The 25075-nt window shown below is 50.2% G+C and carries 17 protein-coding genes; 9 read left to right on the top strand and 8 right to left on the bottom strand.

The features are described 5' to 3' along the window. The first annotated feature begins 784 nt into the window (after positions 1–784). Complete coding sequence (locus tag Pla110_RS07790; RefSeq protein ID WP_231742949.1) at positions 785–1234, top strand: PEGA domain-containing protein; 450 nt, start codon at positions 785–787, stop codon at positions 1232–1234. 257 nt (positions 1235–1491) lie between these two features. Here Pla110_RS07790 and Pla110_RS07785 read toward each other — a convergent pair whose 3' ends face one another. Continuing rightward, the gene (locus Pla110_RS07785; RefSeq protein ID WP_144994865.1) at positions 1492–1719 is read right to left on the bottom strand and encodes a hypothetical protein; all 228 of its coding nucleotides are present in this window, start codon (positions 1717–1719) and stop codon (positions 1492–1494) included. Between the two features lie 161 nt (positions 1720–1880). Further along, positions 1881–5456 (bottom strand): AsmA family protein, encoded by a 3576-nt coding sequence (locus Pla110_RS07780; protein ID WP_197440577.1) that lies wholly within the window; start codon positions 5454–5456, stop codon positions 1881–1883. 537 nt (positions 5457–5993) lie between these two features. Between Pla110_RS07780 and Pla110_RS07775 the strand changes: the two genes are divergently transcribed. Then, positions 5994–7232, top strand: coding sequence for a hypothetical protein (locus Pla110_RS07775; protein ID WP_144994861.1), 1239 nt, complete (start codon positions 5994–5996; stop codon positions 7230–7232). Between the two features lie 487 nt (positions 7233–7719). Further along, on the top strand, positions 7720–8331 hold the full coding sequence (lexA, locus tag Pla110_RS07770; RefSeq protein WP_144994859.1) for a transcriptional repressor LexA: 612 nt from the start codon (positions 7720–7722) through the stop codon (positions 8329–8331). 233 nt (positions 8332–8564) lie between these two features. Here the strand turns inward: lexA and ndk are convergent, their stop codons facing one another. From ndk to Pla110_RS07755, 3 genes are all read right to left on the bottom strand, one after another. Next, positions 8565–9026, bottom strand: coding sequence for a nucleoside-diphosphate kinase (ndk, locus tag Pla110_RS07765; RefSeq protein ID WP_144999634.1), 462 nt, complete (start codon positions 9024–9026; stop codon positions 8565–8567). Positions 9027–9297: 271 nt separating this feature from the next. Further along, complete coding sequence (gene carA, locus Pla110_RS07760; protein WP_144994857.1) at positions 9298–10446, bottom strand: glutamine-hydrolyzing carbamoyl-phosphate synthase small subunit; 1149 nt, start codon at positions 10444–10446, stop codon at positions 9298–9300. Positions 10447–10717: 271 nt separating this feature from the next. Beyond that, entirely contained in the window at positions 10718–11113 is a 396-nt protein-coding gene (locus tag Pla110_RS07755; RefSeq protein WP_144999633.1) for an ArsR/SmtB family transcription factor, read from the bottom strand. A 766-nt stretch (positions 11114–11879) separates the two neighbouring features. On the opposite strand from Pla110_RS07755, the gene Pla110_RS07750 reads away from it, so the two are divergent. From Pla110_RS07750 to Pla110_RS07730, 5 genes are all read left to right on the top strand, one after another. Continuing rightward, complete coding sequence (locus Pla110_RS07750) at positions 11880–12665, top strand: SDR family NAD(P)-dependent oxidoreductase (RefSeq protein ID WP_197440576.1); 786 nt, start codon at positions 11880–11882, stop codon at positions 12663–12665. A gap of 83 nt (positions 12666–12748) precedes the next feature. Continuing rightward, positions 12749–13093 (top strand): 4a-hydroxytetrahydrobiopterin dehydratase, encoded by a 345-nt coding sequence (locus Pla110_RS07745; RefSeq protein ID WP_197440575.1) that lies wholly within the window; start codon positions 12749–12751, stop codon positions 13091–13093. 138 nt (positions 13094–13231) lie between these two features. After that, entirely contained in the window at positions 13232–14677 is a 1446-nt protein-coding gene (locus Pla110_RS07740; protein WP_144994853.1) for a DUF6513 domain-containing protein, read from the top strand. Between the two features lie 148 nt (positions 14678–14825). Continuing rightward, on the top strand, positions 14826–15836 hold the full coding sequence (locus tag Pla110_RS07735) for a zinc-dependent alcohol dehydrogenase family protein (protein ID WP_144994851.1): 1011 nt from the start codon (positions 14826–14828) through the stop codon (positions 15834–15836). Positions 15837–16047: 211 nt separating this feature from the next. Next, positions 16048–16716: a hypothetical protein gene (locus Pla110_RS07730; protein WP_144994849.1), complete on the top strand. Its 669-nt coding sequence runs from the start codon at positions 16048–16050 to the stop codon at positions 16714–16716. Here the strand turns inward: Pla110_RS07730 and Pla110_RS07725 are convergent. Together Pla110_RS07725 and Pla110_RS07720 are read right to left on the bottom strand one after the other, a co-directional pair. Further along, positions 16705–18129 carry a DUF1501 domain-containing protein gene (locus Pla110_RS07725; RefSeq protein ID WP_144994847.1) on the bottom strand — a complete coding sequence of 475 codons (1425 nt, stop codon included), beginning with the start codon at positions 18127–18129 and terminating at the stop codon, positions 16705–16707. The genes Pla110_RS07730 and Pla110_RS07725 overlap by 12 nt on opposite strands. A 30-nt stretch (positions 18130–18159) precedes the next feature. Beyond that, entirely contained in the window at positions 18160–21342 is a 3183-nt protein-coding gene (locus tag Pla110_RS07720) for a PSD1 and planctomycete cytochrome C domain-containing protein (protein WP_197440574.1), read from the bottom strand. A 264-nt stretch (positions 21343–21606) separates the two neighbouring features. Here Pla110_RS07720 and Pla110_RS07715 point away from each other — a divergent pair, with 264 nt between their 5' ends. Further along, complete coding sequence (locus Pla110_RS07715; RefSeq protein WP_144994843.1) at positions 21607–23616, top strand: right-handed parallel beta-helix repeat-containing protein; 2010 nt, start codon at positions 21607–21609, stop codon at positions 23614–23616. A gap of 25 nt (positions 23617–23641) precedes the next feature. On the opposite strand, the gene Pla110_RS07710 is transcribed toward Pla110_RS07715, so the two are convergent. Then, the gene (locus Pla110_RS07710; RefSeq protein ID WP_144994841.1) at positions 23642–25069 is read right to left on the bottom strand and encodes a DUF1501 domain-containing protein; all 1428 of its coding nucleotides are present in this window, start codon (positions 25067–25069) and stop codon (positions 23642–23644) included. Positions 25070–25075 lie beyond the last annotated feature (6 nt).

The raw sequence follows: 25075 nt of genomic DNA, 5'->3' as shown, positions 1-25075 counted from the left end.
TCCGGCAGAAGCTGAGCTAACTGAGTCGACATAAATTCCTGATCCACGTTTTCCAATGAAAATCCTGTTTTAATCGTGCTGTCTCTGAATAGGAATTGAATCACCATCGGAATTTGATATTTCATCTTTTCAATCGACTCCAATTCATCCCACGGCACAAAACATTGTCCAACGAGAGCCTTGAGTAAATCAATCCCTGTCGGGTTACGCCCACTCTGGAGCAGAAGGCGAATTGCAACATGTTACAAAATAAAGGCGTGGGAGCGACTATTAGAAAAAGGTAAACAGGAATACCTGCCCAACCCGCAAGAGAAGCGATCACTAAAAATATCAACACTCCGAGAACAAATAAGCAGAGGTATATTGCTTGAGGCGCTGCCATGCTTTGGAAGGAATAGTCATTCAGATAGAACAGAACAGGACCGTTACGCTTTATAACGACACATGAGTTGATCAATTTGAAGATTGTCCATGCAAGATGTAAAATCATAAACGAGCCTAGAAAGGCTCCCACGACGCTCAGATCTCTATCCATCGGTTACCCCTGTGAAATCGAACTTCGAATCCCTTGCCGAACATACCTCGTTTCCAAGAGTTTCCAATGTCTTACCATGCTAACAGACCGGCATCCAAATCCACCAAATAAAGCTGGGGTAAAGAGGCAAAAATGAACAAACATCTCCCTTCTGGAATCCGTCTTGGCCCGTTTTCCTCAAATCGTTAATATTCGCAGCCTCAGATTACCTTCATCGCCCTCCGTCCGTTCAAAAGTATGATGCGTCTCATGCCCTTAACTGTTCACAGTCAACCAGTAAGAACCTCCCGTCTGCGGCGAATGGCCGTTGGGGCAGTGTTGGGTTGCCTGTTGGTCACGATGGGTAGTGGATGCGTATTTCGCCGAATGACGATTGAATCCGATCCACCTGGGGCATTGGCCAAAGTGGATGGTAAGGAAGTGGGATACACGCCCTGTTCGTTTTCGTTTCTCTATTACGGAACGCGGGAAATCCAGCTTCTCAAAGATGGTTACCAGACATTGACTGTCATGCAGAAAGTGCAGACTCCCTGGTACCAGTGGCCCGGAATCGAGTTTCTGGCGGACAACTTCTCTCCCCAGAAGATCACTGATCGGCAAACGTTCCGTTACACGATGCAGCGACAACAGGTGCCGCCGTCGAACGAACTGATCCAACGGGGTCGCTCATTCCGGTCTCAAGCTGAATTCGGCCAATAGGCTGTACTGACAGAGTCAGTTCTTAATCGTCAGTGCCCAAGAGACAGCAACTGAGCGCCCTTGCTTAAGTAGATCGCCCCTTACGACTCAGTGAGTCAGACTGTGCGCAATTGTAGCCAAGTCGCGAGCGTTGGAAGAGCATATGAAGTGCGCGGAACTCCACTATTCAGAAAGTTCGTTCCTTAAAAATCGAACGCAGCTGAAGGGTTCCTTTTACGCACAATCAGAGAAGGGGAGGATGTTGACTTCCGCGTCAACTATTCTTCCATCTCAACGAGTTCTGTGGAGGACATGAATTCCTCAACAGGGCTCTCACCTGTGGCTCCATCCTGTACGGAGAACATCGCGGCGCTGGCCGAGGAGGGTTGGCGATTCAATCGATGCAAGCGGTGCGGTTGCAAATTATGCAACAAATTGCAGCCAGTGCTGCTCGCCACCGATGCGGAGATCAAAAAAGCAGATAGTACAATACGTAACCTGGTCATAAGCCGGACGTCCCTGCCGGTAATCATCACATAAAATATTCATAAGGAGAGAGAGTAGAGGCGGGGATATTAACAAACAGAGCCGATCGCTCCAAGGTGAATATCGATGACTCACCTCGAAGCGACCGGCTCTGGTTCGCTACAGCAGAAACTGTTTTTAATTAGCGTGAAAACAGGTTTTTCAGCTGTTTGTCCAGTTCTTCCTGCAGATAATTCTGAGCAGCGGAACCCGCAAACTGACTGGCAAAGACGGCGAGGGCCTGTTGATCGAGAATTGGTTGCTTCATCGTACCGGAAATCGGAACACGCAGCAGTTGTCCCTTCATCGAAGCGGCTAGGCGATTGTTGCCCAACCATTTTTCCTGAATGGGAATCTCGGCAACCAAGTTCAAAGAGTTGTCCAAACCAACCGAGCCGGTGGTGAACAGAATCGCGTCGTCGACATGAAACTCAAGCCGCTTGTGATAAACACGACCGCCAGTGACTCGGAATTCGCTTTCCTGCTTAGGCATTACAATCCAGGTGCTGCCACCGGGGCTGGCACCCTGCAACGAGGTGCGACTAATGATGCTTTTCACCTGTTGCACCATTGTGGTTAACTGGTTCGCCATTTGACCTGAACGAACCTCGGCCCGTTCAATCTGAAGTTTCCCAGTGATGTCGGAACCAGCAGGAGTTAACAGCGGAATTTGTGCACTGTTCAGATCCATCGAGAAATGTCCCTCGATCTGCGAAACATCCGAGAGCATCGGGGCAACGTATTGCAGAAACTCGCCACACAATTCAGGGGTGAGTCGAATGTTCTCCATGATCTTTGCCGGATCAAGATGCAACGTGGGGGAAGCCTGATCAAATCGAATGTGAGATGACAAATTCACGCGACCTTCCGCGACCTGCAGAGAGACGGGTTCAATACGCACAATTTTGTCATCGAGCTGTAACGCCAATTCACCCGGACCGACGGGCAATCCATATAGTTTTGCCGTATCCCAGCCAAACGCTGCTTGCCCCGTCAACTTGCCATCTGATTGACTGACGTTCTGCACAGATCCAGGAATGCCATAGCTGCCATCGGGATTCATTGACGGAGCAGGGGCATTCGCCGCCCAGCTTGTGAGTGGTCCCGACAGAACAAACGACTTCTGGTGACGTCCTGTCATCTGCACAGCAGGATCGTTTGATTTCTGAAGGATTCGCATCAGGTTTTCGAGGTCGTACTCCACATTCCCCGAGAGTTCCACATTGCGAACAGTGCTTAGTTCGGAAACTTTTCCGTAGGTATGCAGCTTAAGTAACTTCGAATCGACCGTTAGTTGCTCCAGATCCAGTTGCTCCGCTTTTCGGGATGTCTTCCAGGTAACTTGAAATGCTTCCTCCGCCCAGATCGTATTGCTGCTGGGGGTAACAGCGGCAGTTCCGTTCAACGCAGTTCGACTACCGGAAGAAGGAGCCGGAGCAGACGAAGAGATCGAGAAGTTATCGAGGGTCAGCTGACCGACCGTCTGTGCGATTTCTTGACCGCGATCAAATTGCAACTGGAATTTAGCGAGTCCACCTAACCGTAATTGTTTCAACAGAGGATGCTCGGCGAACCAGCTTGAAATTCGATTGAGATCAGCCTTGAGTGCCAAGTTACCAGAGAGTTCCGGTGTCGCCCCCGAAACAGGCTTCACCACCAGATCAACTGTACGGACTCCCAAGCTGGAACTGGCCAACGTCATGTCGTCGACGGACAGCGTGCCGGTGTGACGGTCATACTCGCCTGCCGTTTGTAAACGGAGTTTGGGTTCTTGAATAGCAACTCCGGGTTGCCGGGCGACGAAGGAACTGATATCGACACTGGTATCGACAAACCGAACATGGTCGTCTGATAGACTGGTTTGGGATGTCAAGTTGATTTCTCCCCCCAACTGCCACGGTTCAAGCGTGGTTAGAGGGCGCAGACGATTCTGCCAGTTTGCCAGACTTCCCTGTAAAGTCGTCGCAAACAGATAAGGAGGCTGTCCCAGTTCAACGGGTGCAGTGAGAACCGTTTGCAGACGGTCTGTACCACTACTAACGATGAACTTCGCCGTTTGGATCTTACGCAGTTCACGATCAATAAACTCGCCTTGTATATTGCCATCGACGACCAGACGTTCTTCCCGCCAAGACGGACTACCGGGCCAATTCAAAACAAAGTTCTCAACGATCAATCGACTTTCGGCATTCCAGTCAGAACCATTCAATAATTGAGTTTGGAATTGAGCATTGAGGCTCCCCTGCAGTGTATCGAATCCAGGATCGATAAACTGAGTCAGTTGTGCCGAGAATTTCTGCAGATCGGCCGTCAGTTGAAACTTGGCTGACTCCAACGAACCTTCGCCCTGGAATTCCATAAATTCAGAAGAACCACGTAAGCGATCAACAACGGGCCATTCGTCTTCGAGATGGACCTGACAATCGAACTTGAGTGGTTCTTTCCAGGCAATCGATTTGCCACCTTGTTCAGCAAGGAGATCAGTGGTTCCCAAACGGGCCTCCAACACGCGTCGACCATTTAAATCACGGGCATGAAGCGAAAGATCAGCTTGACCCGCGACGATCTTCATGTCCTCTTTAACAGACAAGGCCTGCGGAAATAACGAAGCGAGTTCCGCCAGATCAACGTACCCTTGAATCGCCAGATCGGAATTAATCAAAGTTGCCAGCTGCTGCTGCCAGTTCTGCTGCGACTGCACCTCTGCAAGGTTCACTTCCCCCTGCATACGGAAATGCCCCAGAGCAGAATCGAATGTCGCGTTTTCAAAACGGAGCTGCTGAGAAGAAACATGGAATGCTCCACCTGTCTTCAACTCATCCAACTGAAAAGCATCACCACCCATTTGATCCGGAAGAAGCAGTTCCAGTTGATCAACCTGCATTGGTCCACTCAGAGCGACCGAGGGCAGGGTGGTCGATTGATCCCACAGGCATGTCTGTTCGGCCGTCACAAATCCACTTAATCGGGCGCCGGGCTGCATGCGGCTCAACAATGGTTTCCAACTGGCGAGATCCAGACGTTCGGTTTTCCAACGAACAGATCCCGACTCAAACGTCGGTTCAAATTCACCCGCGACATGGATGGAAGCCTCATTGACTGTTCCCTGAAGCTCCATTTCCAGTTTTGAAGGGGTCTGCTGCAACGTCAGCTGTTCCACAACTGTGGTATTCACCAATTGATCGGCAGGATCATACAGCTCCAACGTGGCCTCTTTCACGACCAGTTTGAGCTGGGAAGACTCGGCCTCCGGATCTTGTGCTGCCAATATTGGATTCAATAAATCTTCGACGTTGCTCCCATTCTCTCGTAGTTTCACTTTGAGCACAGGTGAAGTCAGTTCGATCGTACCCAAGTCGCCTGATTGGAAAACGAGCTGGAAGAGCGTCCGCTCGGTTCGCATCTCGGATACGGTTGCGATCGGTTCATTGTTTGCGTCCGAAACCGTGACCTCATGCATGACGACAGGAGACATCCAGTCGAGAGAGGCGTATTTGATTTTCAGTTGCTGATCGAATCCGGGGATCAATCGAACCAGCACTGGCTCTCGTAAATCGGTGTTGGCGATGATCATCGGCGCGACCCAGCCTGCGGTCAGAAGGATGATCGGACCTGCCAGCCAGGCAACACCGAACCCGCGTTTCTTTCGGCCAGTTGTTTTTTCCGGTTTCTCGGACATCTGTTGATCGAGCTCTTCAAGTTCGTTTTGCTCTGCCATGGTCATCAACTCACGTTTCGTATTCAGCGGTATCGAGACAAATTCTCCTTACGCATTGCTTCCTTGATGCAAGGAGCATTCCGTAATTCTAAGGATCGGCCAAATCTAGGATAGACCGCTTCCTGACCGGCAATTCCTGCCGGTTTGAGCTCTAAAATCCGACTCCTGCCCGAGTACCTACCGCACTTCTCCCATTCAGATACATCAACTCAATACCCCTGTTCTTCGCATTCGCTAAAGTCCCTTCCGATTCACCTGTCCTGAGCAGGAACGAACGCTTATTGATCCCAGGTCTTAGTAATTTCTACTTGAAGAACTTTGTAATTTTTCCAAAGAAGAGGGGGCAGAATGGCCAAACTCGCATTGCCATAAACTCCGTTTTTGTCGTAAAACGCTCTCTCAAACAGCATTGAAACAGCTGATTTTCACAGCAGACTGACTGATCCTTTCACAACCAGGATCGCGGAATGTTTACACTGTGGGAAATCACGTTGCGATAGGGATGTCAGGCTTCAGCTGCTCCAAGGATGGAATAAAATGATTCAAATGCGATTGTTACCCACTCTTCTCGTCACCGGTCTGTTGGCTGGACTTCTCGTTGGATGTGGTTCACCCGAACCGGAAGCCACCCCCGATACGACGGGCCAGACAGCTCCTACGGAAACCAATGCCGTTGGGAAAGTCAAAACAGCCGCTAATACGTTACCGACGGCGTCTATTAGCCAACCTGAACCTGCTCAATCGGCAGATGAGTCAGCAGCGGGCATTATCAAACAAATCACAAACGTGATGCGTCAGCCTCTCGCTTCAAGCTCGGGTACTCCCGATCCCAAACAGGTTCCCCAGCTCATCAAAGCACGGAACAAGAAGATTGTCGATTTAGCATCCAAAGGTGTACTGGTCGCACACCAGAATCAGGAGCCTGAAGAAATCATGCACCAACTGGTGCAGCGACTATCGGAAGCGAGATTGCAACTTGCTCTGCAAGGCGACCAGTCAGAAGGAGAATCGCTCTATGCCGACGCAGAATACCTGCAGAAACAGCGACCCGGCTCTAAATCGGCTATGGAAGCTTCTTATGCGGTGGTTCGTTTCGCCAATACCAACGCGATGCGATACAGTCAGAAAAACACCGAATGGATCACCGAGTTCGCTCGTCAAGCACGTACTTTCTGTGAGGCTTTTCCGGAAGAAAAAGTTAAAACGATGCCGTTACTACTGGCCGCTGGAAGAAGCTGTGAGCGATACAAGCTTTCAGAAGAAGCGAGAATGTGCTACGCACAAATCCTCGCCCAATACCCGGACACTCCCCAAGGAGAACAGTCTAAGGGTGTCTTGCGTCGTCTCAGCCTTACTGGCCAGAGCCTGAAATTTGGTGGTTCGACCTACCAAGGTGAATTCTTCAAAATTGAGCAGAACCGGGGCAAGGTCACCGCCATTGTCTATTGGAGTTCAAACATCGGTGGAATCGAAGAAGTCCTCACGGAAATCGATTCTATCGCCGGCCAGTTTGATGCATCAAAACTTGAAGTCGTTGGAGTGAGCCTGGATGACGATGAACTTCCGCTTGAAATTGCTGTAGGCAACGCCGGAATCGCTTGGAAACAACTCTTTGATCCCGATCCGACAAAACGGAGCTGGCAACACCCCGTGGTTAAGTATTACGGCGTATTGAACGTTCCCAGTATCTGGCTGATCGACCAGAACGGCATGGTCGTCAGTACCAGCGTGTCCGAAAAAGATCTCACTGCGGAACTCACAAAATTGATCAAATAATCGGCTCTAGAGAACGACTTGTCTCGCTCCTATGAAGTACTGGTTTCAACGACAACAATAGACAGGTGTGCTGCTTCTCTTGATTAGCACGCTAACTGTCTAATAGAATTAACCATCCGTAATTGTACGGATGGTTTTTTTTGTGTTCTGATTCGCTGAGATGCGAGTAAACACTGCACTAAAGTACAATTACTGGACCAAAACCTAGCTTAAACAGGCACTTTCTTATTGCAATTTGTACAGTGCATGGTAATTCTTACAGTAGACATTCAATATCACGATTAATTGTTATACATTTATTTGGCCGATTTATGTTCAGTTCCACCTTGATTGTGTAGAATGACCGGTACAAACAACTGATCCGCCGTAGTCAGTGAAACGATTAATCAAAATGTATTCGATGAGGCAGGAAAAGGAAGCGGTGACGTGCTCGTTTAGCACAACCACAATGCTTCGTTTTCAAACTAATGCTGAGGAGCAAATAGTTATGGTAGATTTAGGCTTGAAAAGGCCCACGCTGACGACTCGTCAGAAGGAAATTTATGACTTCGTACGCGACAAGATTTTGAACAGAGGCTACGGCCCAACTGTACGAGAAATCGGAGCACAATTTGGCATTCGCTCACCTAATGGAGTAATGTGCCATCTGAAAGCCCTGGAAAAGAAAGGGCTGATTACTCGCGAATCTCACATGTCTCGCGCTATCCAGTTGGCCGATTCTCCCAAGGATCGCATGACATTGCCTTTGGCAGGTCAGATTGCCGCCGGACAACCGGTACTGGCTGTTGAAGAAGCCGAGAAAATCGATTTCTCAACATTGCTGGATAATGAAGACCATTATTGCCTCCGCGTGAAAGGGGATTCGATGATCGAAGACCAGATCGCTGAAGGTGATTACGTCGTCGTTCATCGACAGTCCACGTGTCATGATGGTGATATCGTTGTCGCACTCGTCGGCAATGATGATGCCACGCTTAAGCGGTTCTATAAGGAACCAACGCGTGTGCGTCTTGAACCCGCCAATAGCACGATGAGCCCAATCTATTCTAATGAAGTTGAAGTTCTGGGTGTCGTTGTCGGCGTCATTCGAAAGTTCTAACTGGCAACTATTCTGAGACAGCCCGTATGCACTCGCCGGGAATTTCAGAAATGCCAAAAACAAACCCCTCCTAAGTTCAGGTAACTTTGGAGGGGTATTTTTTTGCCTATCGATACCATACAGCTTACCAGCACAGCTAATACCACAAAAAAGACCCGCACAGCATAGTCACTGACGGGTCTTTTGTTGATCAGTCCTGCGTTCGTCCCGAGGGACGCCGCGCTGTGCGAGAATTACTGTTCGTCGCCGGCAGCAAGATAGACAGATAGATTAAGGTCGTAGTCCAGTAACTCGGCAGCCGAGAAGTAGATATCGAGCTCTCTCTTGGCAGCTTCGGGGCTGTCGCTGCCATGAACGAGATTCATCTGTCGACTTTGTGAAAGATCGCCACGGATGGTTCCCGGAGCGGCTTCGCGACCGTTTGTCGAACCCATCATCGTGCGTGCGACAGAGATGGCATCGACACCCTCAGCCGCAATAGCGACGACGGGAGATGCAGTGATGAACTCTTCCAGCAGAGGATAAAACGGTTTTTCGACATGTTCTTCATAGTGTTTGCGAGCCAGTTCTGGCGTCACATTCAGCATTTTCAATCCGACGATTTTTAATCCTTTGGATTCAAAACGAGAAAGAATCGTTCCAACCAGCCGACGTTGTACACCATCCGGTTTTACCAGCAACAATGTGCGTTCCACAGCCATAATCACTTACCTTAAAAACAGCAATTCAAAAATGTTCGGTTGATTTCAATCCTGACGAGAAGACTAAAACGCTATTGCATTTCCGTGCTTCCCTGGAGAAATACGCTCAGATACAGGAGTCTCCCTGCAGTTTAACTGTTGTACAGGGAGCCCCTAATGACGGCAAGCGGGTCTGGGGGAGATTTTCAGGAAGTTATCCCTGCAAGAACTCAAATAAGTCCGAGTTCAATAAGCAGAGATACCTCTGAGACTAAATGAGACCAAATTACGATGTTGCGGGCGTACACATCATGTCAAAGAACTCTTTGAACAGGTAATGACTATCGTGTGGTCCTGCAGCTGCTTCCGGATGATACTGCACTCCAAAAGCAGGTACATCAGTCAGACGAATTCCTTCGGCAGTCTGATCATTCAGATTGATATGTGTCACTTCAACATTATCGGGCAATGAATCGGTACTCACTGCGAAACCATGGTTCTGCGTGGTAATCTCGACACGTCCAGTCGCTTTGTTCAGCACAGGCTGGTTAGCACCCCGGTGACCAAAGCGAAGCTTGAAGATATCACATCCCGACGCCAGTCCGAGTAACTGCATCCCAAGACAAATTCCGAACACAGGTTTCTTTCCAAGCAAATCCTGGATCGTTTTCGTTGCGTAATCGAGAGGTCGTGGGTCGCCTGGTCCGTTTGACAGGAAGATGCCATCCGGGTTGAGGGCGAGAATATCTTCCGCTGTGGACGTCCCCGGTGCGATCGTAACTTTGCAACCTGATTCTTGGAGGTGGCGGGGGATGTTCAATTTCATACCGTAATCAATCGCGACGACGTGAGGTCGTTCGGCATCGTTTCCGTCACATCCAGCGGAGAACAGAGCGGTTGGTCGAGCGAGAGTATTTAGTCCTTCGCTCCAGTCCGCATTTTCGGTCGGCATGACTTGTTGCACCAAATCCTGTCCAACCAGTTCCGGACTGGATTGAGCCTTGGCGATCAATGAATCATCGTCAAGGTCGGTTGTCGAAAGTACCCCCGTCATGGCCCCCTGAACACGAATTCGTCGAACAAGGGCCCGGGTATCGATCCCTTCAATGCCGATGATGCTGTTCTGTTTCAGATATTCATCGAGAGTCAACTCGGAGCGGTAATTACTGGGAACTGGGCTCAGTTCACGGATGACAAATCCGCGGAGAAAGATTCCCCGGCTTTCCGAGTCTTCGGCATTGATACCGTAGTTGCCAATTAGAGGGTAAGTCATCGTGACGATTTGGCCGCAGTACGATGGATCCGTCAGAATTTCCTGATAACCGGTCATACTCGTGTTAAAGACGACTTCACCGTAGACTTCGCCTTCCGCTCCAAAAGCAGTACCGGTGAAAACAGTTCCGTCAGCCAGTGCCAGTTTTGCGATGCGTGTCATTGATCGTTTCTACTCTGTAGGGAGATGACACTGAAAACAGGAGAACCTGCTTCAGCTTGAATTTGTCGGAAGAGAGACTGATCCGTACTTGCGCCGGAGGACTTCCATGCGTTGCAAATTCTACACAGATTGGCGCAAAAAAGAAGCGACCTCCATGATTGAAGGCCGCTTCCATTGTGAATTAACGCTTTCTTTCCGAGGGACTTGCCTTCGGATAGAAAAGTTCAGTATCTCGAACAGTTGCGTATTTAAAAATCAGCATTTCTAAAACTTATTCAGCCAGTCGGTTTTCCTGGGTGACGATGAAATCTTTGAAGCGGATGGCATCATCTCCCTGTCCCATCATGCTGCTAAAAAGCTCGTTCATAATGCGATGGAAATGCCCTTTTCGAACGGAATAGAAATTGTGTTTTCCTTCACGTCGCGCTTCAATCAATCCAGCGACCCGCAACAGGGCCAGATGATGGCTGACGGCAGGTTGGCTCTGCTGCAGACGCTCGCAAAGAGCAGAAACGTGGATTTCCTGTTCTTTGACGAGGTAAAGCAGAATTTTCAAGCGGGTCTCATCTGCCAGGAGTTTGAAAACCTGAACGAGGTCTTTTTCCAACTCATTGGACAGCATGGAGTGGGAAGGGGAGACAGCAGGATCAGCAAGTCCGGAGATCATTTCTGGTGACTCAATCTGTGATTTGGAGTTATTGGATGTAGGTAAGTCTTGTTGACTGTATTTATGATCAGGTTCTGTCAAGGGTACGGACCTTTAGACGATTTTGCTTACCCAATGCAAAATCAACTTGTAGATGACGTATTAATTTTGAGTGACGAATATTATCCGTGGCCCATCTGCATCTAACCGGCGAATTTCCATGCTCAGTAACAGGACAATTAGTCCTTGAGCCTGGTTCAGGTAAGGCAGAATTCAATTTACTCTGGGATGTGACTGGGAGTTATCCATTGACCACGAGGAGAATGAGATAGGCTTCACACCGCTGAGGCGTGACTTCCTCGAGGACAACTCAGGTTAGACGGGAGCCCGTAAGACATACCGGCCCAGCTCCATTATTACTACAGGAAAGTGACCCGTCAACGACTTTCAGTATTAATCCAACCATTGCATTTTGAAAACCTCAACATCCTCTTTCAGGAGAGTTTTGAAATCATCATTCGCACATTAAAACCAACCGACTGTCTCTTATAAAACACTGGTTTTTCAGGCATATCCCGAATTCAATTCGGACGTCACAACATCTGAACAGCTTCATCCTGCTACAGGTAAAATTCTCACAGTTGAGAACGGAGCAGCTGATTCATATTTTGGATTGAACGTCTACTTTCCACGATGTTTGGCGAGCGACGTAACTTGCTATTCTGAGAAGAGTGTCACAGAATTGATAACTCTCATTGAACCCAATTTTCGGAAAGTGATCTGCGCATTGTCTTCACGAACGACATCGACAAATAACTTCGCCTCGCTGGAGAATCAGACCAGCTTGGTAACCGGAGCCTCTACTGGAATCGGGAGAGAGATCGCCCTCGAACTGGCGCGGGCGGGTTCAGACATCGTTGTGCACTGCCGCCGTTCGATCGAGGCAGCTGAAAAGGTGGCTGACGAAATCCGCTTAATTGGCCGAAGTGCGACAGTCATCAGTCAGGATCTCTACGAGACAGCTGAACTTGTGGCATTTGCGGAACAGACTTGGGAGGAGCAGGGGGGCTTTCAGATCGCGGTTCTCAATGCAGGGGTTGATCTGCTTACCGGTGCCGCGAAGGATTGGGATTACAACAGAAAGCTCGACGCACTTCTCAAAATTGACGTCACCTCGACGGCGGTACTGGGACGTGCCTGGGGAACGCGAATGAAAGAGGCCGGCAACGGTAGCCTGATCACAATTGGTTGGGACCAATCCGACCGTGGCATGGAAGGAGATAGTGGAGAACTGTTCTCGATGGCCAAAAATAGTGTCATGGGGTTTACTCGCTCTCTCGCTCTGAGCCTGGCACCTGAAGTTCGCGTGAATTGTGTTTCGCCGGGCTGGATTAGAACAGCGTGGGGTGACGGAGCGAGCGGTTATTGGCAACAACGAGTCCTGAACGAAACCCCGCTCAAGCGGTGGGGTGAACCGACTGACATTGCCCGCATGATCCGTTTTCTCTCCAGCGAGGAAGCGAATTTCGTTACGGGGCAAGTCATCAATGTAAATGGAGGCGTGGTCCGATAAGTTCGAATACCAAACACATCCGGTTACAAATTTCGGACTACAGCAACGTTTTTGACTCTCATCTAAGATAATGGAGAATGACAATGGCTGATAAAGAAGTTTTAACGGAAGAACAGATCGCTGAACATCTGAAGAAAATCCCCGAGTGGAAACTGCAGGAGGGTTGGATTACCCGCGTTTATAAAACCCCCGGGTTTCCACACACGCTGCTCGTCGCAAATACGATTGGTTACATGGCGGAAGCGGCCGACCATCATCCTGATCTTGAATTGGGTTATGCCCGCGCGAAAGTGAAGCTGCAAACTCACAGTGCCAAGGGGATCACGATGAAAGATATCGAACTGGCCACACAGATCGAACACAGCATTGGTTGGAAACCGGGAGAAGATTCCGCTCTGGAAGGCAAATCTAAAAACTGGGTTAAATAAATATAGCTTTCTATTTCAAAGGCGAAGATCGAGCTGGCAGGTTTCGGACATGGGTTAACCTTGTTTACAATAGGGAAGCAGACCTCTGCCAGAATCCCCTCCGTCCGCTCTTCTCACTCTGACTTGCGAGTAAACCCGATGCCGGTTGAAACAGATTCTTCTGCACGAATCTTGTTCCTGACCGGTCGTCTGGCCGAACCAGCCTTGCGCGATCTTTTACCACAACTGGCCAAGCAACATCAGTTCGAATATGAGATCGAAGTTCTGGGCATCAGTGTCGCCGCATTAATGCATACTGACTGGGTCGCCCGAAAGCTGAGCCAATCGGAACATCGAGACCCTATTTCTCCCGAGAGATACCAGAAAGTCGTACTGCCAGGCTGGTGCCAGGGTTCGCTTGACGGGCTGGCAGGCGAATACGATCTTCCTTTCGAGCGGGGGCCCAAAGATATGTACGATCTGCCTCTCTTTTTTGGAGCCTCTCAGAAAGAACCACCGGACCTCAGCCAGTACAGCATCGATATCATTGCCGAGATTAATCATGCTCCGCGGATGACGGACAGGGAAATCCTGCAACTGGCCGGTCGCTATCGAGACTCAGGTGCCGACCTGATTGACGTTGGTTGCATTCCGGGAGAGAGCTGGAGTCGCGTGGGTGAGGTCACCCGCATGCTAGTTGCGGAGGGATTTCGAGTTTCGATCGACAGTTTCGATCAGCGAGAAGTGAGCGACGCAGTGGAGCAGGGTGCGGAACTTGTTCTGAGTTGTAATCAGACCAACATTGCCTGGGCGAAAATGCTTGGAGCTGAGCTGGTGGCGATTCCAGACCGACCGGACGATCTTAATTCGCTTGAGCGAACGGTCGAAGAACTCGACGCTCAGGGCACTCCCTACCGCATTGATCCCATTCTGGAACCGATCAGTTTTGGATTCACGGCATCACTGGCTCGCTACTATGAAGTTCGCCGGAAGTGGCCAGACAAAGCGATGATGATGGGCATTGGCAACCTGACGGAACTATCCGAAGTCGATTCTGCTGGCGTAAACTTTCTTCTGGCCGGAATCTGTCAGGAGCTGCAGGTGGAAAGTGTGCTGACGACCGAAGTCATTAACTGGTGCCGAACGGCGGTGAAAGAATTTGACCATGCCCGCCGGTTGATGCACTACTGCTTCGCTCGTAAAACATTACCAAAACACCTCGACTCCAATCTGGTGATGCTGCGTGATGCTCGCTTAAAAGAGCGTGGTGCAGAAACCCTGGAACAAATGCAGGCGCAGATTCGTGATCCTAATTTTCGTATCTTTGCGGAGAGGGGTGAACTGCATTTACTGAACAGAGACGGATACTGGCATGGATCAGATCCTTATGAGTTGTTCGATCAGATCACTGCCGCAAGCGGTGAAATGGATTCGTCACATGCTTTTTACATCGGTTACGAACTGTCGAAAGCGGTAACGGCGCTGACGCTTGGTAAAGAATATCGTCAGGACCAGGCACTCAGTTGGGGGTTCCTGACTGTACCCGAAGTCAGTGCCCATGAACGTCGCCGGCACCAGAAGCAAAACCCATCGCCTCCTATTTAGGAATCATCCTGAATCTTGATGACCGATCGATTCGATTCCGGTTTTACAGATTCCAACTGAACCAGAATTAAGCTTCTGGATGGTTTCAAACTCATTTTCGATTACTCACTTTTCATATTAATTACTCGTTTGATCAGGAAGTTCAATCATGCGTGCGTATCAAATAGAAACTATGGGAGACATCTCAGGTTTAAAATTAGTCGATTTGCCCCAACCCACCGCTGGCCCCGGACAGGTTGTCGTTCGCGTGAAGGCTTGCTCGCTGAACTTTCGAGACCTGATGATCCTGAGAGGCCAATATAACCCCAACATGGATGTCCCTCGTATCCCTCTTTCCGACTGCAGCGGCGAGATTGTTGAGGTGGGCGTTGGCGTGGATACCGTGCAGAAGGGTGACCGGGTCTGTGGATGCTTCATGCCCGGGTGGCAGGGAGGCGCTTGCGATTCCACTATGCAAAAGACGGCCCTGGGGGGAGAAGTAGATGGAGTTCTGTCCGAATACATCACTTTGCCAGCAACAGGAGTCGTCTCGATTCCGGAGCATCTTTCATTCGAAGAAGCGGCAACGTTGCCTTGTGCAGGGGTAACAGCCTGGCACGCGATCCTGAGCGGCAAACCGGTCCTGCCGGGCCACAAAGTTCTGTTACTCGGAACGGGCGGCGTCAGCATTTTTGCTTTGCAGTTCGCAAAGCTGGCGGGAGCCACTGTCGCGATCACTTCCAGCAGCGACGACAAATTGAACTTCGCGCAGAAACTGGGAGCGGACTTCACTGTGAATTACCGTAAAGATCCTGACTGGGATAAAACGGTCCTGCAATGGTCGGGCGGTGAAGGGGTAGATCACGTTGTCGAAGTGGGTGGCGCGGGTACGCTTTCCAAATCGATGAAAGCGGTTCGTATGAGCGGACATGTGGCTTTGATTGGCGTGCTCAGTGGACCAGGGGACTTCAATCCGATTTCGATCCTGATGAAAAGTGTCAATGTTCGAGGTATTTACGTCGGTAGCCGCGCCATGTTTGAAAGTATGAATAAAGCGATCAGTGCTCACAAGGTGAAACCCATCATTGACCGCACCTTCTCCTTCGATCAAGTTCCTCAGGCCTATGAACACCTGGCATCCCAGGATCATCTTGGAAAAATTGTCATCAAACTCGGATGATTAGAACGTGTTGGCGCGTTCCATTCCTGTTGAGAATTTTCCGTTAGCCTTGCATCCTCTTGCTGCTTGAGTACCATGTAGTCATTACTGTACACTTCAAACATCTGTGGCAGATTTAATCCCATCTTGCGATTCGTCGAATCGCCCCTGCCTTATAAGTACAGTATCTACACCCTTCTTCGAAAACACTTCTAAGTTAGGAATGGTATTTATGAGTTCGGAACTGCAAATCGTCGATCTATGGGAAAAGAAACAGGAAAACGGAACGCGCGTCGGCCTTCTTACTGACCAGGGTTTGTATGACCTGACTTTGGACAAGAAGCCTCTGCGAAACCTGAAAGAGGCGATTCAATCCCAGACTGATTTCGCCGAGTTCATCCCCTCCAAGTCGAAAATTATTCCGCTCGAGAAAATCACACAACTCCGATATCAGCAGGATAGTGAGCAATTCTCGGTCTCTTTCATCAACCACAAAGAGAAGGCTAAGAAAGCGCAGTTTGAAGTGGCCTCGAAAGAGGATGCTTTATTTCATGTTGAGAAAATCGGTAGCATGATTGGTTGCTCCCGCCCTTCACGGGTGGAGGACGCGACCGTCAACGACATCATCTGGGGACCGCTCTGGGTGACTGGGATTATTGTCGCCCTGGCAGCGGGCGGCACCTACATGCTGCTGCATCCCGAGGAGATGGGCGAAGGTAGTACACGCTCGGCGCGGCGTGGACGCTTTATGTACATGATTGCCGAGATGATCACCATGGAAGGTCTGATTGCGATCGGCGCACTTTCCGTTGTCATTTGCGTCGGGTATCTCGCTTACAAACTGAAGAAACGGCCGCAGGTGAATTTTTACGAATCGCAACTCTCTGCTTCAGTCAAGTAACTCCTGCACTATTTGAGCGTGAGTGACTTCCGCGTCAGTCAGGCTGGCGGCGCGGCCTTCGTGGGGTAACGTCAATCGGTGGTGATTAATGCCCAATAGCGAAAAGAGGGTGGCGTGCAGATCGTGCACGTTCACACGGTTTTCAACGGCGCTGTATCCGAACTCATCAGTCACTCCATGGACATTCCCCGACTTGAACCCGCCTCCTGCAAACCACAAAGAAAAGGCGTGACGGTTGTGATCACGACCATCGGTTCCTTGCGAAATTGGCAGCCGACCAAATTCACCTCCCCACATGACAATGGTGTCATCCAGTAAACCCCGGCGTTTTAAGTCGATCACCAAAGCAGCACTCGATTGATCCGTGCGGGCACATAGCCCCTTCAGGGTGGCCGCATTTTTGCTATGCGTGTCCCAAGGTTGACCACTAAGAAACAGTTGCACGAACCGAACACCGCGTTCGATTAAGCGACGAGCCAACAGGCAACGTTTGCCATATTCAGCCGTCTCCGGATTATTCAGTCCGTACAGTTCGTGCGTCTCCTTGGTTTCTTGGGAGATATCGAGAACCTCCGGTACGGCCAGTTGCATGCGTGCTGCTGTTTCAAAATTCTGAATACGGGCTGACAATTCCGTGTTGTACGGATCCTGCTGTAGATGTCGTCCATTCAACTGTTTGAGTAAATCGAGCTGATGAACACGGGCGTCGAAGGGAATCCCCTGGGGTGTGTTCAGATTAGAAACCACCGAAGGTCCGGAACGGAATGGGGTCCCCTGATAGATAGCGGGGAGCCACTCCGAAGACCAGTTGCGTTCACCATCGACAGGGAGCCCCCCCGGATCCGTCAGTACCACATAGGCGGGCAGATTTTCATTACCGGATCCCAGGGCATACACTACCCACGAACCCATCACGGGCATGCCGGCGAGAAACTTACCCGAGTGAATTAATCGCAAGGCCGATTCATGATCGACCGACTCAGTCTGCATCGAACGGATCAAAGTGATGTCATCCACGATTTTAGCGGTATGAGGTAACAGTTCGCTCAACTCCATACCACATTCGCCATGACTCGCAAATTGATAAGGTGCCCCGAGAACATTCCCGGCCTGTTTGTCGAAATGAACTTCGAGGTCGCCCCCCGGATACGGTTTCCCATGCCATTTGTTAAGAGCAGGTTTGTAATCGAACAAATCCATTTGACTCGGTCCTCCATGCTGAAACAGGCAGATCATATTCTTTGCTTGGGGCGTGAACAAAGTCTTATTGGGCAATCCTTCCCCAGAAGTAGAACCAGCTTCAACGGCTTGCTGCATTAACTGCGATAGAGCCAGCCCTCCCATACAGGTTGCGGAGCTTCCCAGAAAGGCACGTCGGTTCACCTGGTTTTGACTGTCAAATGGATTCAGCATGCGAAATGCTTTCCGGGCGAAAGAGTTGAATCAAGGGATGTAGAGAAATTCGTTGGAAGCCAGCAACATCTGACAACAATCGACCCAAGCCTGATGTTCCGGGTTTAAGGCTGTTGGCTTGTTTGCGGCTTGTTCTGGTCTATCATCTGCAGCCTTATAGAACATGACCTGTCGGGTTAGGAAATTCGTCACTAATTCTCGTTCTTCAGAATCCGGGGCTCGTCCATACACAAGATGATACAACAAGTCGATCCGCCTTTCCGACGAGTCCCGTTCTTCCAGTAGAATGGCTAATTCACTCGCTCGCAGGCGTATGAATTCGGAGTTCATGAGTGAGAGTGATTGTAGCGGTGTCGTAGATACGTTTCGTCGAGTGCAATTGAATACGATTTTGGGAGCATCAAACACTTGTAACATATCGGCGATCTGTGTCCGCCGTTGGTACAGGTAAAGTGAACGACGATGAGCACCCGGAGTCGATTCTTCAACAGTAGTTTCTCCTCCGCTGCTGCGAGCCGTAGGCACAAAGGCTCCGCCGAGCTCCTTTTCTAATGTGCCCGCCACTTGAAGCATTCCGTCACGGACCGCTTCTGCATTTAATCTTTGGCGGGGATATTTCCATAACGACTTATTGTCGGGATCCACAGTATATGCCGCCTCCCGATGTTGTCCTGATTGCTTGAAGACTTGGGAATGCAGGATCAAACGATGAACGTCCTTAAGCTTCCAGCCCTGTTCAACATAGTGACTCGCCAGGTATTCGAGCAACAGCGGGTTGGTCGGCCGTTCGCCGCTGTACCCGAAGTTATCCGTTGTCGACACAATTCCTGTACCGAAATAATGCTGCCAGAGACGGTTCACCTGCACTCGCGCCGTCAACGCCGCTGAACGGGAATCAGGCTCAGTCAACCAATTGACCCAAGCAGTGCGGCGGCCCGTCGCATTCTCATGAGGAGGGTTAATTTCGTATGGGAGTAAAGCACCATTTCCGTCCTTATCCCGCAACACGGAAAATGGAACTGGCTCGACCGGATCACCCGGCGCCGTATGATCGCCACGCAATAGGAGAGGTACGACTGGTGCTTCTCCAGAATAGTCCGAAACCCAGGCAATCCGTCCCGGTTTCGCAGAATCTAAGTCTTTCAATAGCTGACGTATGACCTCAATCGCGCTTTGCTTCTCGGCCACTTCTTGAGAGAAGACTTTCCAGCTTTCCTCAAAGTCAGTGGAGAAGGGAGGAGTGCGTTCAATAAGCACATTGTCGACGATAAAACTACGGTCCTGATAATAAATAAATCCGAAACCACCCTCTGGCAACTGTTCCGGTTTCAGCTTGAGAGGTTTGCCGTCAGGTACCCCATCGACTAAATGATGTACTTGAACTTCACTTTCACCGGTCCGCGTCACCCGAACTCCGTAGTTGTGACCAGGTGCATATTCACGAGTACCGATCTTGCTGAGAGGTTCCGCATCAGTTCCGGGTAAATCGTAATAGACGGTCGCTCCACCTCCAGGTGCCGCTCCTTCGAAAATCACGTTTCCTCCCTCAACAGTGGAGCTATCATCGTAGTCGTGAAGAGCAATTCCATACCCGATACGAACCGCTACCGTTCCGTTGGATGAAATCCGATTATCGATCAGATCGAACGTAGCCTGGACCCATTTCCCGTCTTCTGCGGGTGCCCATTCAAAGGCAACACTTGTGGAATTCCAACTGTCCTCGGAGGCAGCCTGGGTTGCATCAACCACCAGTTGTCCGTCGTCGTTGCTATACAGTGCAGGGAATTGCTCCGGTTCTCCAATTTGAATGGGACGAGAACTGCCAGGCGAATCGTCCCCCGGGGCGGTCGCACTCCAACGCTGCTTAAGATCAAGATTGCTAGTAGAGAAGTCATCTGCAAACAGAATTTCTCCCTCAGGCCGATTCCTTTCTGACCATAAACGAAATGCATCCTGCAATTCCGTCAGTTCCCATTCTAAAGAGGCCTTCTGCTTTTCCCACTTTGCGAACTCGATAGGTAAAGGAGCTTCGATAATACGAGAGGCCGGCTTTTGCCATTTCTCCACATTGAACGCGGGATAAAAGACGGACTGAAACTGATAGTATTCTTCATGTGTTATCGGTTCGAACTTATGCGAATGACATTTAGCACATTGAATTGTCAATCCAAGCAGAGAAGAGGAGACAATTTGCATCGTCCCTTCGAGGGCGCTGTAGCGGTCCGTTCGCAATTCTTCCGGGTTACCATCACTACTGTCGGTTCCATCCTGAGCGTTCCGAAGATAGTGGGTCGCCACCAGTTGCTCGACGATTTCTCTCGTGGCGATCATCCCGGGTTGATAGCCCGATAACTCATCTCCCGCGATTTGTTCTTTTATAAACTGAGTGAACGGTTTGTCTGCATTGAAGGAATTCACCACATAATCGCGATACTTCCATGCCAACGGTCGAGGTGTGTCCGCATTGAAGTAACCATTGCTGTCAGCGTAGCCAGCCGCATCGAGCCAGAATTTCCCCCACCGTTCACCGTAATGAGGCGAATTGAGATAATATTCTACGATCTGATCATAGACGTCGTGATCCGAACTTTTCAGGAAGCGGTTCTGCTCCGCGATCGTCGGTGGAAGACCCGTTAAGATCAGGCTGGCGCGACGTAACAACGTTGCCCGATCCGCTTCCGGACTGAAATCTAGACCGTTTTCACGCAAGGCAGGGAGAAGGAGTTGATCAACAGGCGAGACCTCTGGTGAACTCTGTGCGTCTTCGGCCAACTCGTGAGTTGGAGTCAATTTACGGAAAGACCAATGGACTAGTTCTTCTGGTTCAACCTGATCAGGCAAACCGATCGCTCCTGCAGTGATCCAGTCCTTTATTTTCTGCTGATGAACATCATCAAGTGGAGATTCCGGCGGCATTTCTCCAGTAACAATACGTTCCCACAGCACGCTTTCCTCAGGATGCCCTTTTACCATCGACGGTCCACTATCTCCACCTGTCCAGATTGCGGCAGCGCTACTGAGATCGAGTTCACCCTCATGAGTAAGAGGCCCATGACACTTCACGCAGTTGTTCTTCAGAATATTCTGAACATCTTGAAAAGAAACAGCGGCAGGTTCGCCCGCGTTGATCGATTGGGGATAAAGCATCGTCAACCCACTGACTATGACTGTCAGTATAAGATAACATCGCAATGGCGGGATAATAAAACGCACAGGGAGACTCCTGGCAGGAAGGGGATTATGTTCCTTAAAGTATACCGTATAAGTTGTGACCAGGATAAACCTCAATTCCGACGTTTTCGAGATCGGCCTAAATTCAGAGTGAAAGCGATCAGCAATCAGAACCTCCATTTCGTCCGAAATCAGTACGATGATAGACACCTGGCAAGCCTCTGTAATACAATCTTGTTCAGCAAATTAACTGTATTCAAAAGATGAATTCTCCTACCCACTTATCCCACCGCTGCGAGTCTCACCATGCTTTCACTTCGTTTCTGGCTCTGCCTCTCCACCTTTGCCTGCTCGTCCCTTCTCAGTGCCGCACCGTTGGAACTTCATGTCTCCCCCATGGGAAACGACACACAAAATGGAAGTTTTGAAGCACCATTTGCAACTCCATCTGCCGCAGTGAAGGCGATCGAAAAACTTAAGGCAGAAAGCAACCTTCCGGCGGAAGGGGTGACCGTCACCTTACAGGAAGGAAGCTACGAACTCGAAGCCCCGCTTGAAATCAAAGATTACACTACAGGCGAGCACCAGACGATTCTCTTTCAAGGTGCGCCTGGCAAAACAGTCCGGCTACTCGGTTCGCGTCTCATTCCAGAGTTTCGTCAGGTCACAGATCCTGACCAACTCAAGCGATTGGATAGGTCTGCACATGGAAACGTGATGGTCGCCAATTTGAAAGAATTGAGTCTGGATGACCTCGGCACCGTCGCCCAAGCTGGGAATCGATTGGAACTTTTCTATCGCCATATCCCGATGCAATTGGCTCGCTGGCCCAACGAAGGGTTCGTCAAAATTAAACAGGTCGTCGGTGACACCACGTTCAAGAGTCACGGTATCCCAGGAACGAAGGAAGGTTGGTTTATTTATGATGACGACCGGACTGATAGCTGGGCTAACACGACTGATGTCTGGCTGCATGGATATTGGTTCTGGGACTGGTCGGACTCGTTCGAGAAAGTTGAAAGCATCGATCCCGACAGCAACACAATTCGACTTTCGGAACCCTACCACAACTATGGCTATCGCAACGAGCAACGATACTACGCTTTAAATATTCTTTCGGAACTCGATCAACCAGGAGAATGGTACCTCGACCGCGAGACTCACCAGCTCTATTTTTGGCCGATGGGCGAGATCGAACCAGGGGACGTGATGATTTCCGTTCTGCCCTCTTTGATCAATATCGAGAATTCCAAACATATTCAGTTTCGGAACCTGACGTTTGAAGGAACTCGTTCCACACTCGTCAATATCCGAAACTCCTACGATTGCACCGTCGACCACTGCCGTCTGCTCAACAGTGGAAGCTGGGGTGTGCAGATTCGTGATGGTAAGTCATGTGAAGTCCGGCATTGTGAGATTATGAACTTAGGGGAGGGTGGAATCACTCTGCTCGGTGGAGATCGCCAAACGTTGTCACCGGCGAAACACCTTGCCTTTAGTAATCACATCCATCATTTCGGTCGATTATACCGGACTTACCGTCCGGGTGTTTCGGTGCAGGGAGTCGGCAATCACGTTATCCACAATTTGATCCATGATGGTCCGCACAACGCGATTCAACTGGGCGGCAATGATCATCTGATTGAATTCAACGAAGTGCATCATGTTTGTTACGAAACGGGTGACGTGGGTGCTTTTTACATGGGACGCGACTGGACCGCCCGAGGAACGGTCATCCGTCATAACTTCTTCCACAATATCAGTGGTCCGGGGCTGCATGGAGCGATGTCGGTTTACCTGGATGACGCAGCGAGTGGAATCAAGATTCAGAGCAACCTGTTCCTGAGAGCGGGTCGCGCCGCGTTTATTGGAGGGGGAAGAGATAATCTCGTTGAGAATAACATCTTCGTCGACTGTAATCCCTCAGTACATGTCGACTCACGTGGCATCGGCTGGATGCATGAGACCGTCGACACGACGTTGCCTGAACGTTTGAACGCGATGCCGTATCAGGAGTCACCGTGGAAAGAACGATACCCGCAGTTGCTCACGATCCTCGAAGACGAACCTGGCAAACCAAAGTACAATTTCATCCGTAAAAACATCTCTGTTGGTGGCCACTGGAGCCACATTGATGACAAGGCGGAACTTCTGGTGACCCTCGAGAATAACTTGATCGACGAAGACCCGCTGTTCCAAGGCAATCCACAATCGGATTCCGTCACAGCTAAGGACTTCGAACTGAAAGCAAACTCACCCGCCTTCAATCTCGGATTTGAACCCATTCCTGTGGATGAAATTGGATTGGTGAAATAACGAGTGATGGAACTCGACTATCGCCTTACACCAAGACTTCCTTAACCACGCGACCATGCACGTCGGTCAGGCGGAAATCTCTTCCCTGGAAGCGGAAGGAGAGTTTTTCGTGGTCGAAGCCGAGTTGGTGGAGCAGGGTAGCGTGCAGGTCGTGGACGTGGATTTTCTCTTCAGTAACGGCGAAGCCCAGTTCGTCAGTGACACCGTACTGGCCGCCAGGTTTGAAGCCGCCACCGGCGACCCACATGCTGAATGCGTCAATATGATGATCGCGACCGGGAAATTCTTCCCGCACTTCACCCATGGGAGTCCGGCCGAATTCACCTCCCCAGATGATGATCGTGTCGTCCAGTAAACCCCGTTGTTTTAAATCTTTGACGAGGGCAGCGGAAGCGGCGTCGACTTCTCGACAACGTTGTTCGAGGGGTTCGCCCAGGTTGTCTCCCTTGTTCCCATGATGGTCCCAGTCGGTGTGATACAACTGCACAAACCGAACGCCTCGTTCGATCATGCGACGGGCAAGCAGGCAATTGTTTGCATAAGAGTTCGCTCCAGGTTCGGCTCCGTACATCTCCAGAATATGCTGCGGTTCCGATCCGATTTCCATTAACTCGGGGGCACTCGTCTGCATGCGGTAGGCCATTTCGCTGGCGGCAATGCGCGTGCGGATTTCCGGGTCGCGAGTCACATCGTACCGCTGTTGATTCAAGTCACCTACGAGATCATAAAAGCCCCGTTCCTTCTCGCGGTCAAAACCTTCCGGACTATTCAGGTTCAGAATGGCGTCTCCCGTTCCGCGGAAGGGAACTCCTTGATGGGTGCTCGGTAGAAAACCACTCGACCAGAGGGCACTGCCCGCACGTGGTCCGCGAGGGCCCGATTGCAGTACAACAAAACCAGGGAGATTTTGCGATTCACTTCCGAGACCGTACGTCACCCAGGAACCGAGGCTTGGTCGACCGGGAACCTGGAAACCGGTATTCATAAACAACTTGGCGGGGCCATGATTAAAGACGTCTGTGACAACTCCGTTGAGCATGCAGATATCGTCGGCCACCTCTCCCGTGTGAGGCATCAGTTCGCTCACGGAGAGGCCACTTTCGCCATACCTGCGAAACTTTCGTTTGGAACCCAGCAGCTTCGCTCCTTTTCCAATGAAGGCGAAACTTTTCTCTTTGGGAAAGAAGGAGTCCGGGGCCGTTTGACCGTTTAATTCATTTAACTTCGGCTTCTCGGAGAAGAGATCGAACTGCGAAGGCCCGCCTGCCATGAACAGGTAGATGACATTCTTTGCTTTCGGTTCGAAATGACTCTGTGTCACCGAGGAGGGATTTGAATCGGAATTGGCGTACAGATCGTTATCCGATAGCAGATTAGCCAAGGCCACTGAGCCTAAACCGACGGCGCAATCGGAGAAGAAATGCCTGCGAGTTTGTTCAAGTAAGATCGACATGATCGA

It is taken from the genome of Polystyrenella longa, assembly GCF_007750395.1.
In the GTDB taxonomy this organism is placed as follows: domain Bacteria; phylum Planctomycetota; class Planctomycetia; order Planctomycetales; family Planctomycetaceae; genus Polystyrenella; species Polystyrenella longa.
The sequence above is the reverse complement of the archived record's forward strand: the minus strand, read 5'-3'. Positions and strand labels throughout refer to the sequence as shown.